Here is a 4,626-nt window from a genome sequence, read left to right on the forward strand (position 1 = left end):
ATGTCTTCGTCTTGGGGTGTGGGTACTATTGAGACAACGCATGCGTTGTCTGTACTTTCGTAAAGCTCATGGGCGTAGCGGGCTGCGCCTTCTTGTCCGGGTTGGTCGCCATCGAAAAAGAAGATGATTTCGCTTAGGTTCTTTAGTGCTTTTATGGCGGCTTTATGTTCGGTGGTTAGACCGTTGGTGCCGTAGGCGGAAAGTATTGTTATCGAGACAAGGCACGCCTTGTCTGTACGCTGAATTTGCAAAAGGGTGGCAGCATCGATGATGGCTTCGGTGATGATTAATGTTTGGGTGTCTTGTGGCGGATAGCCCGGGTAAAGGCCTTTGCGATTTTCGCTGTAGTAGTGCCGACCGTACTCTATGTTATGGCCGCTGCTTTCTGTTATTCTGCGGCCGTAGAGGCTTGTGATGTTGCCCGTTTGTTCTTTCAACGGGAAGGTGATGCACTGCTTGAGTTTGTTCCAGTACTGGCCGCTGTTATAGCCGATTTCCATTTCGGGGCTTAGGCCGCGGCCTTTAAGGTAGTCCAACGCTTTGGGGCTGCGGGGAAGGCTTGCTATTTGCCGGACAAAAAGCCCTGCAAAATCTTCGGCCTTCCCCATGGCAGCTCCTTTGGATGCAATCCCCATTACATCTTTAGCGTTGGTTTCCTCTCCGGATAGTTCTGCTGCTTTTTTTAAGGCTTCGTGCTTACAGCACTTTTCGTATTTCTCAATAAATTCTATCTGGTCACCGGTGGCTCCACATCCAAAGCAATGAAAGGTGCCGGTATCAGAGTATATTTTGCAGCTGGGTTTGTCGTCTTGGTGGAAGGGGCATTTGATGTGGTTGTTTTTGTCGGGTGTGATGCCGTAATGGGACAAAACCTTGGTTATGGGTAGGTGTTTTTTGATGTCGGGGATTTGCATGGTGAAAAAAGTTTGAAAATTCTTCATGTATCATTTACGCTTCAAAAATAGCATATCCGATTTTAAAACGCAAACCTTATTCGATTTTGATGCAGCAGAAAAGTATTGTAATTTTACACAAACACTGTAAAACACGCTTTTTATATAGCTTATACGATATGTCATTCGGGAAAACAATATCTGCAGAAAGAAAGAAAAAAGGTTTCTCCCAAGAGGAACTTGCCAAAATGGTAGGTACAATTAGTGTTACCATCGGTAGGTATGAACGTGATGAGATAAAGCCTTCAATCGACATTGCAACCAAAATTGCGGATGCTTTGGGCGTTTCTCTTGACTATCTTACCGGGAAAACAAACGTCGAACTAGATAATTCCATTATTAAACGAGTAGTGGAGATTCAGAGCCTTCCGGATGAAGATAAGAAGCACATATTATACGCTCTTGACGGATTATTGCAAAACGTAAGAACTAAATTGGCTTTTGGAAAGTAAATAATCAGTCTCGTTTTGGTAAAATCTTTTTCACTATTAACTCCAACAAAACAACAATAAAGCTACCCACCATTAAAACAAAAATAATATTGGCCAAAATGCTATTATGTTTTATTAATATTTCGTCTCCTCTTTTTGCCAGGGCAATATGATTATCTGACCTCGACTTATAATACCAAACACTTACCATATCGTTAATTTCGAAGCTATAAGCATTTTGATATTTTGTATGTATAAGTCTTTTTCTAAGTGTATTAACTTCTAACTCCATACACCTCGAATAAGTTGTAGCTCCCCCATGAAACCCTCCTCTACGCTGGCCGGAATCGCTTATCCTGACAACTTTACCATTGGCCTTCTTATACAGTGGCAAGATTCTTACACCAAGTAAAACATTAGCGTTAATAGTTAAAATCAGGATTATCTTTCCCAATAAAAAAGTATTATCCCAAAAGGTACTTTTAACATCAATTTTATTCAACAATGTCTTCATGCTCTAAAATTTCTATTATTGACTTAATGTCCTGAGAAATGCTATCAATCTCATTATGTGACAAATGAGACTTTACTTCATGGGAAGTTTTTATTAACTCCCATGCATTACCCAAAGAGATATAATCGAATGCGATATCTCCTATACTCTGCTTGTTTAATAACCCTTGTACGGTAGGAGTGCTCAGTGATAAATAGCGACTAACAATTTCATACTTATCAATAAATTCTTTCCCTTTCCCATCTCCAATCCTACTAATACTTTCCTTTACGGCCTCATTGGTTAGCAATATTTTTACTGTTGCATCAACTTTGTTGATATATACAAATGCTTTTATCAAAATTCCGCGTAATCCGGAAGCGACTTTACCCGTTGCTCCCAAAGGTGGAAATGACTCAACAATTGTAACAGCATTCCCTGCTAATCGCATTCCTTCTTCATTAGAAGCCTCATTACGTAACCAGGGCAAAACAAATGCAGGCATTGACACGATTCGGCTTTCCTGTTCAGATGGCAATTCATAAAAAGATAAATGCTCCTCAAAATAAATAACAACAGGTTCAAATGGATTTATCTCAACATTTACTTTATTAAAATATCCACAAGTGTTGTGGTCTGAAATAAATACTCCCCTGTTTCCATATCGCCATGTTGGAACTTTGCACCCTTTTCGCCACCAGTAATAGGGCGTTTCGTATATATAATTAAAATTTCCAATACTTCTAACCTGATTATCAACATATAACTGACCCCATGGCGTAGCTTCAAAACAATTCAAATTATCAGAAAACTGTTTTAAATATAGCTTTAATAGTTCATAGATAAACCTTGTGTAATTATCATTACTACTCCCAACGTTATTCATTACTCTATCAAAATAAGCTAATAATCCGGTTGTATGTAAATTATCGAAAAGATACTCAATTTGTTCATCTGGGGTTGTCCGGATTATATCAATAACAATATTCTCAACGGTTTCAGGAATATTGCTGTTGTTATTGATCAATGATAATAAACTTAATCGTTGGTCTTGTGTTAATGATTCATACAGGCATTGTGGAGATACTTTTAAAATATTTATAACTTTTTCTCTTGTATAAAACTGTTTATCAAACAAATCAGCAATTGATTGTACAAATTGCCGCTGCTGCAATCTATATTGATGTTCAGTAGGTGTTAAATATTCTAATAAATTCTGTGCGTTATCTTTATCTACTAAAATTACTAATCCGCCAAAATCTAATTGCAATGCCTCGCCCCGTAAAAAATCTAACAAAAAACCAAACAGTTTATCAGGCTCTTTCAGTTTCAAATCGTCAGGATACCCAATAAGGTTACTGTCATCTAATAGTTGAATATGAATATACTTGTATGTATTGCCATCATATAAACCATCGAAATTCCTAACAGTAACAGATTCTTTTGCCCACGAAAAGGAAACGTTTTTTTCAAATTTCACTTTTCTGTTTGAAACAAAACCACACCTTAACATTTCTATGGCATTAACAACTTTTTCTATCGGTGTGTTTCCTTTAAACTCCCCCTCCTCTTCATCCTGCGCCCACGAAAACAAAATCCTTTCCGGGTTATGAATCAAGTCCCATTGAGGTTATCATCAGCTCGGTAAAAACTGGCTGCATTTAACTCCACTACATGGCCTTTTCACCCCTATTTCAAAGAACATTACATCTTATTTTCTGCAAGATAGAAAATTTCCGGTACTTACTTTTTCTTCAATTGAAGTTTTTCATTTGAAGGGTTTTTCAATTGAAAAAAAAGTTCAAGCATGCAGTGATGTCCAGATTTGAGCGGAACCAGGCATTTACAACCCGTAGGCAACTTCTTAAGCCTGGCGGTGGCAGGTCAAGGCTTTTGGAAAAAATACTACCCTGAGGAACGACGGGTGGAGATTTTTTTCAAAACCCGAAGGGCTTGGCCTTGCGTGGGTATGGCCGGGGGGCTTTAACTTGGCCGAAGTGGTTTAAATGGCGGTTTTTTATTGAGTGGAGTGTTATTGTAAATATGGATTTTCTCTTTTTTTCTTTTCCTTTTTTCTTCCCTTCTCTGGTTACAACCTGCTGATAATATGGAACTGTGCGAAGTAAAACAGCCTTGAGCCAGCGTTGGGTTAGTGGCTGCAAATAGTGGAGTGAGGCACGAACGAAGCGGTTTGCAGACGCTGTGCGCGCGAGCCGACTGCGAGTACGACCGAGGCCTGACGGTGAGAGCTGACGAAGAATGAGGAAGCGAAGCCGGCAGTGGCGTTTACGCTGAGGCTTTGGCGTGGTTATTGATTTTTGGGTTGGCTTTTGTGGGGCGGGCAATAACCATGACAAAGGCGAACCGAGGGAGTTAGCAGGCGAGCCTTTTCGCAGCAGTGGTTGGATGCGTGGCGGCTTGGGCCATAGCGTAGAGAGGCACGAACGGAGCTGTGGAACAAGTGGCCTAAGCAGACAAAGGAGCTGCAGTGAGGAAGAGGAAGGAAGGCAAAAACATGACAAACTGGAGCGTAGCGTAACCCGGAGGGAACTGAAGGGCGGACGGCGCTTGTTTTTACCTTATAGAGCTTGCTTTTTAAAAACAAGTGCCGGACGGTTTGGCGTGCTTTTTTGCTGACTGACGAGGAGGAACACCGCTTTACCGGGTCTGTGCGTGGGGATTTATACCTTCAAGTGATAATAAGTTCCTTTTCGTTCCCCGGTTTTTAATATCAGGCCTTCTTTTACTA

The 4,626-nt window shown here is 40.4% G+C and carries 4 protein-coding genes; 1 reads left to right on the top strand and 3 read right to left on the bottom strand.

Annotation, left to right across the window (positions count from 1 at the left end; all coding sequences use genetic code 11):
- Positions 1 to 941, bottom strand: a 941-nt coding sequence (locus ALKIM_RS19150) for a CHC2 zinc finger domain-containing protein (protein WP_052345413.1), incomplete at its 3' end; no start/stop codon positions are given.
- Positions 942 to 1,072: 131 nt separating this feature from the next.
- Here ALKIM_RS19150 and ALKIM_RS0104990 point away from each other — a divergent pair.
- Positions 1,073 to 1,405: a helix-turn-helix domain-containing protein gene (locus tag ALKIM_RS0104990; protein ID WP_026473675.1), complete on the top strand. Its 333-nt coding sequence runs from the start codon at positions 1,073 to 1,075 to the stop codon at positions 1,403 to 1,405.
- Positions 1,406 to 1,409: 4 nt separating this feature from the next.
- Here the strand turns inward: ALKIM_RS0104990 and ALKIM_RS0104995 are convergent, their stop codons facing one another.
- Both ALKIM_RS0104995 and ALKIM_RS0105000 read right to left on the bottom strand, forming a co-directional pair.
- Positions 1,410 to 1,898 carry a hypothetical protein gene (locus ALKIM_RS0104995; RefSeq protein ID WP_026473676.1) on the bottom strand — a complete coding sequence of 163 codons (489 nt, stop codon included), beginning with the start codon at positions 1,896 to 1,898 and terminating at the stop codon, positions 1,410 to 1,412.
- Positions 1,879 to 3,495: a hypothetical protein gene (locus ALKIM_RS0105000; RefSeq protein ID WP_026473677.1), complete on the bottom strand. Its 1,617-nt coding sequence runs from the start codon at positions 3,493 to 3,495 to the stop codon at positions 1,879 to 1,881. Before ALKIM_RS0105000 ends, ALKIM_RS0104995 begins: the two co-directional genes overlap by 20 nt.
- Between the last annotated feature and the right edge of the window lie 1,131 nt (positions 3,496 to 4,626).

The organism is Alkaliflexus imshenetskii DSM 15055 (genome assembly GCF_000517065.1).
Lineage (GTDB): Bacteria > Bacteroidota > Bacteroidia > Bacteroidales > Marinilabiliaceae > Alkaliflexus > Alkaliflexus imshenetskii.

What these genes read in the sequence shown, in the direction of transcription:
- ALKIM_RS0104990 (WP_026473675.1), top strand. Translation starts at nt 1,073, where the DNA reads ATGTCATTCGGGAAAACAATATCTGCAGAAAGAAAGAAAAAAGGTTTC.
- ALKIM_RS0104995 (WP_026473676.1), bottom strand. Translation starts at nt 1,898, where the DNA reads ATGAAGACATTGTTGAATAAAATTGATGTTAAAAGTACCTTTTGGGAT.